General features: G+C 68.6%; 4 protein-coding genes. 2 read left to right on the top strand and 2 right to left on the bottom strand.

The features are described from left to right. Positions 1-32 precede the first annotated feature (32 nt). Both ACFWFI_RS40430 and ACFWFI_RS40425 read right to left on the bottom strand, forming a co-directional pair. Entirely contained in the window at positions 33-875 is an 843-nt protein-coding gene (locus tag ACFWFI_RS40430) for a siderophore-interacting protein (RefSeq protein ID WP_387400582.1), read from the bottom strand. Between the two features lie 65 nt (positions 876-940). Further along, positions 941-1,849: a 5'-3' exonuclease gene (locus ACFWFI_RS40425; protein WP_387400584.1), complete on the bottom strand. Its 909-nt coding sequence runs from the start codon at positions 1,847-1,849 to the stop codon at positions 941-943. Between the two features lie 265 nt (positions 1,850-2,114). On the opposite strand from ACFWFI_RS40425, the gene ACFWFI_RS40420 reads away from it, so the two are divergent. Both ACFWFI_RS40420 and ACFWFI_RS40415 read left to right on the top strand, forming a co-directional pair. After that, positions 2,115-3,206 (top strand): quaternary amine ABC transporter ATP-binding protein, encoded by a 1,092-nt coding sequence (locus tag ACFWFI_RS40420; protein WP_387400581.1) that lies wholly within the window; start codon positions 2,115-2,117, stop codon positions 3,204-3,206. Further along, positions 3,199-5,829, top strand: coding sequence for an ABC transporter permease/substrate binding protein (locus ACFWFI_RS40415; protein ID WP_387400579.1), 2,631 nt, complete (start codon positions 3,199-3,201; stop codon positions 5,827-5,829). The genes ACFWFI_RS40420 and ACFWFI_RS40415 overlap by 8 nt, the downstream gene beginning before the upstream one ends. Positions 5,830-5,861: the final 32 nt, after the last annotated feature.

Below are 5,861 nucleotides of genomic sequence, written 5' to 3'. Positions count from 1 at the left end.
AGGTCCAGGACGGCGACCGGGTTCCGGTGGTGCTACGCGGCGCTCTCCTGCTCGCGCTCCACCTGCTCGTTCCACTCGCGCTTGACCGCGCGCCACGCGTCGTCGTTCTGGCCGAGGCGCCAGTAACCCGAGATCGACAGCTGCTGGAGCGGGATGCCGCGCTCCAGGCGCAGGTGGCGCCGTATCTCCTTCACGAAGCCCGCCTCGCCGTGGATGAAGGCCTGTACCTCGCCCTCGGGGAACTCCAGTCCCCTCACCGCCGCGACGAGAGCCTCGCCGACCGGTCGGTCGCCGCGGTGCAGCCAGGTCACCGAGACGCCGTCCGGCGCCACCAGCTTCTGCTCCTCCGAGGAATCCGGGACCTCCACGAACGCGTGCACGAGCGCGCCCTGCGGCATGTGCTCCAGCGAAGCGGCGATCGCGGGCAGGGCGCTCTCGTCGCCCACCAGCAGGTGCCAGTCGGCCGAGGGCTCCGGCACGTAACCGCCGCCGGGTCCCAGGAAGGTCACCTGGTCGCCGCGCTGCGCCCGTGCGGCCCAGGGGCCCGCCAGGCCCTCGTCGCCGTGCACCACGAAATCGACCGCGAGCTCACGGGTGCCGGGGTCCCAGGAGCGCACCGTGTACGTGCGGGTGGTGGGCCACAGCTCGCGCGGGTACTCCTCGCGGATCGCGGCCATGTCGAAGGGGTGGCTGTAGTCCGCACCCTCCGGCGCGAAGCACAGCTTGATGTAGTGGTCGGTGTATCCCCCGAGGGCGAAGCCGGCCAGGCCGTCGCCACCGAGGACCACGCGCACCATGTGCGGGGTGATCTGCTCGGTGCGCAGAACCTGCGCCCCCTGCGCCTTGGGTGTCCGGCGTTGCGGCCGCTCTGCCACGAGGTTCTCCCTGCTCTGGGCATATATGAGGTTCTACGCACTTAGGCTTACCTAAGCTAGCACCTTCATGTCTGGAGCGTCAGAAGCAGGCGCTGCAGGGCGTTCCCCAGGCCCCACCGCGTTGCGAGGGCCTCAAGCGCCGCCGGGTCGCGCGGTTCGCGGGGGAGCGAGGGGTCAAAGTCGGGCAGGGGCACGTCGCCGGCGACACGGACGACCTTCGGGGCGACCGCCACGTAGTCCCGTGCCTCGTCCAGACGCTTGCGCTGGGAGGGGGTCAGCCGGGCGGCGGGATCGTCCACCGCGGCCATGATCCCGGCCAGGTCGCCGAAGGCGTCCAGCAGCTTCGCCGCCGTCTTCTCGCCGATACCGGGAACCCCCGGCAGCCCGTCGCTCGGATCGCCGCGCAGCAGGGCCAGGTCGACGTATCCGCCGCCGTCCACGCCGTACTTCCCGCGCAGCCAGGCCTCGTCCGTCACCTGGAGCGTGCCCACGCCCTTCAGCGGGTAGAGCACCCGCACCCGGCGGGCGTCGTCGACCAGCTGGTACAGATCGCGGTCCCCGGTCACGATGTCCACCGGGCCCGTGGCGCGCCCGGCCAGCGTGCCGATCACGTCGTCCGCCTCGTACGGGGCGACGCCCACCCGGGCGATGCCGAGCGCGTCCAGCACGGCCTCGATCACCGGGACCTGCGGGGAGAGGGTGTCGGGGACCTCCTCCTCGTCGGGAACGCCCTCGGTGGTCTCGACGGCCACCCGGTGGGCCTTGTAGGTCGGGATCAGGTCGACCCGCCACTGCGGGCGCCAGTCGGCGTCCATGCAGGCCACCAGGTCGTCCGGCCGGTGGTCCTGCACGAGCCGGGCGATGAAGTCGAGCAGGCCGCGCACGGCGTTCACCGGGGTGCCGTCCGGTGCGCGCACCGAGTCCGGGACGCCGAAATAGGCGCGGAAGTAGAGGGAAGCGGTGTCGAGGAGCATCAGGCGTCGCGTCACACCCCGATGATGCCGCACCCCACCGACACGGCCGCGGTCGGTGAGCGTGCGGTTCCCGGATTCATGGCTTTCCTGGGTGAGCTGGATCACACACGTGTTTGGGTCGCGTAAGTGAGGGCAGGCGCGGCACCGGAGCGGACCACGTCCATTTTTCAACCAATGGCACGTGCTCTGCGGACCGAATCCGCACCGCTCCACGGTCTGCCGAAGGGGGTGGCAGACCGTTTTCGGTTCAACGCGTGAGGTGTATGTGTCAAGGCTGCAAGCTGAGCACTTGTACAAAGTGTTCGGCAGACGACCCGATCAAGCCGTGCAGAAGCTCGAGGACGGTACCCACCGCGACGAGCTGCGCGCCGACGGAACGACCGCAGCGGTGATCGACGCCTCGTTCACCGTGGAACCGGGCCAGATCTTCGTCGTCATGGGACTCTCCGGATCCGGGAAGTCCACCCTGCTGCGGATGCTCAACGGTCTGCTGGAACCCACCGCCGGACGCGTGCTGTTCGACGGGCAGGACCTGACGGCCCTGAGCCCCCGTGAGCTGCGCAACGTTCGCTCCACCAAGATCAGCATGGTCTTCCAGCACTTCGCGCTCTTTCCCCACCGGAGCGTGCTCGAGAACGCCGCGTACGGCCTGGAGGTCCAGGGCGTCCCGCGTGTCGAGCGGGAGGAGCGCGCCGCCCAGGCGCTGGAGATGACCGGCCTCGCCGGCTGGGAGAAGTCCTGGCCCGACGAGCTGTCCGGCGGCATGCAGCAGCGTGTGGGCCTGGCCCGCGCGCTCGCCACCGACGCCGACCTGCTGCTGATGGACGAGTCCTTCAGCGCGCTCGACCCGCTGATCCGCCGCGACATGCAGGACCAGCTCCTGGAACTGCAGAAGCGGCTGAAGAAGACGATCGTCTTCATCACCCACGACCTCAACGAGGCCATGCGCCTCGGCGACCGCATCGCCGTGATGCGGGACGGCGAGATCGTCCAGCAGGGCACCGCCGAGGACATCCTCGTCCGGCCGTCCAACGACTACGTCGCGTCCTTCATCCAGGACGTCGACCGCTCCCGGGTGCTCACGGCGGGTTCGATCATGGAGGCACCCGAAGCGGGCCGCTCCCACAAGGACCTGCTGGCCGAGGCCCCCGCGACGGTGTCCTCGGAGACCCCCATCGCCGAGCTCTTCGCCCCCTGCTCCACCAGCGGGGCGGCCGTCGCCGTCACCGGTGAGGACGGCGGTCTCATAGGCGTCGTCCCGCGCGCCGCACTGCTCGCCGCGCTCGGCGAGGAACCGCAGGTCGAGGCCCAGGTTCCGGTCCAGCGCGAGGTCAAGAAGGTGATCGCCGGTGCCTAGGCTCTCCTTCGGTACATGGGTCGAGGACGCGGTCGACTGGCTCCAGTCGAACCTCACCTGGATCTTCGACTTCATCAAGACCGTGCTCGGCGGCATGTACGACGGTGTCAACGCCGTGCTCGGCGGCGGTGAGCCGCTGCTGGTGGCAGGGATCTTCGCCGTCATCGCGTTCTGGCTGCGCGGCGTGATCCCCGCCGTGGCCACCTTCGTGGGCTTCGCGCTCATCGACTCCCTCGCCCTCTGGGACGAGGCGATGGCCACCCTCTCGCTCGTGGTCGTGGCGGCGGTCATCACCATCGTGATCGCGGTGCCCACGGGCATCTGGGCGGCGCGCAACAACCGGGTCAGCTCCGCGCTGCGGCCGGTGCTCGACGTCATGCAGACGATGCCCGCCTTCGTCTACCTGATCCCCGGCGTCATGTTCTTCGGCGTCGGTGTCACCCCCGGCGTGATCGCCACCATCGTCTTCGCGATGCCGCCCGGCGTCCGGATGACCGAGCTCGGCATCCGCCAGGTCGACAGCGAGCTGGTCGAGGCCGCCGAGGCCTTCGGTACCACGCCCAAGCACACCCTGACCCGGGTGCAGCTGCCGCTCGCCCTGCCGACGATCATGGCCGGAATCAACCAGGTCATCATGCTGGCCCTGTCGATGGTCGTCATCGGCGGCATGGCCGGCGCCGGTGGCCTCGGCGAGAAGGTGTACGCGGCGATCACCCAGCTCCAGGTCGGCCTCGCCGCCGAGAGCGGTATCGCCGTCGTCATCCTGGCCATGTACCTGGACCGGATGACCGGCGCGCTCAACGAGCGGGTCTCCCCGCTCGGCCGCCGCGCCGCCGCCAAGGTCGCCGCCGGTGCGCGGCGCCTGAAGTTCGCGCACTACAAGCCGGGAACCGCCGTCGCGATGACCGGTGTCGTCGTCCTCGCGCTCGTCGCGGGCGGCCTCAACATCGCCGGTTCCGCCGACTCGAAGACCGAGCAGGCCGACAGCGCGAACGTCGGCAAGGGCCAGAAGATCAACATGGGGTACATCCCCTGGGACGAGGGCATCGCCTCCACGTACCTGTGGAAGGAGATCCTGGAGCAGCGCGGCTACGAGACCGGGATCACCCAGCTCGACGCCGGCCCGCTCTACTCCGGTGTCGCCCGCGGCGACATCGACTTCCAGACGGACTCCTGGCTGCCCACCACGCACAAGGACTACTGGGACAAGTACAGCGACCAGCTGGACGACCTCGGCGCCTGGTACGGGCCGACGTCGCTGGAGCTGACGGTTCCGTCGTACGTCAAGGGCATCGACTCGCTCGAGGACCTCAAGGGCCAGGGCAAGAAGTTCGACGGCAAGATCATCGGCATCGAGTCGAGCGCCGGGATGATGGGCACCCTCAACAAGAAGGTGCTCAAGGAGTACGGCCTGGAGGGCGAGTACGAGGTCGTCTCCTCCAGCACCTCCTCGATGCTCGCCGAGCTGAACGCCTCCATCAAGAAGAAGGAGCCGGTCGTGGTGACCCTGTGGTCGCCTCACTGGGCCTACGGCAAGCACGACCTGAAGAAGCTCAAGGACCCCAAGGGTGCCTGGGGCAAGGGTGAAGAGGTCCACACCGTCGCCCACAAGGGCTTCGCCGAGAAGGCGCCCGCCGTCGCCAAGTGGCTCAAGGACTTCAAGCTCAGCGAGAAGCAGCTCACGAGCCTCGAGAACGAGATCCAGAACGCCGGCCAGGGCGAGGAGCAGGACGGCGTCCGCAACTGGCTGAAGAAGAACCCCGGCCTCGTCGACAAGCTGGCCCCGGTGCCGGGCGGCGCGGGCGGCTCGCAGCAGGGCAAGGACGCGGGGAAGACCGTCAACATGGGGTACTTCCCGTGGGACGAGGCCATCGCCAGCACCTACCTCTGGCAGAACATGCTGGAGGACCGGGGCTACAAGACCTCGGTCAAGCAGCTCGACCCGGGCCCGCTGTACACCGGTCTCGCACAGGGTCAGCTCGACGTCCAGTTCGACTCCTGGCTGCCGACGACGCACAAGGACTACTGGAACCGTTACAAGGAGAACCTCACCGATCTCGGCGCCTGGTACGGGCCGACGTCGCTGGAGCTGACGGTTCCGTCGTACGTCAAGGGCATCGACTCGCTCGAGGACCTCAAGGGCCAGGGCAAGAAGTTCGACGGCAAGATCATCGGCATCGAGTCGAGCGCCGGGATGATGGGCACCCTCAACAAGAAGGTGCTCAAGGAGTACGGCCTCGAAGGTGAGTACGAGGTGGTCTCCTCCAGCACCTCGTCGATGCTGGCCGAGCTGAACCGGTCGATCAAGAAGAAGGAGCCGGTCGTGGTGACCCTGTGGTCGCCGCACTGGGCCTACGGCCAGCACGACCTGAAGAAGCTCAAGGACCCCAAGGGTGCCTGGGGCGAGGGCGAGCAGATCCATACGGTCGCCAAGAAGGACTTCGCCAAGGACTTCCCGGAGCTGACCGGCTGGCTGAAGGACTTCAAGCTCAGCGAGGCGCAGCTGGCCTCGCTGGAGGTGGAGATCCAGAAGGGCGGCGCCGGCAAGGAGAAGGAGTCCGCCCGCCGCTGGATGGACGCCAACCCGGACGTGGTGGCGAAGCTGGCGCCCGTCGGCAGCTGATCAGCCGATCCACGTACCCGTCACGGTGAAGG

The sequence above is a fragment of the Streptomyces sp. NPDC060209 genome (assembly GCF_042728155.1).
GTDB lineage: Bacteria > Actinomycetota > Actinomycetes > Streptomycetales > Streptomycetaceae > Streptomyces.
This window is presented reverse-complemented; position numbering and strand designations above follow the sequence as displayed.

Coding starts and splice junctions, on each gene's coding strand:
- ACFWFI_RS40425 (WP_387400584.1), bottom strand. CDS start 1,849: ATGCTCCTCGACACCGCTTCCCTCTACTTCCGCGCCTATTTCGGCGTC.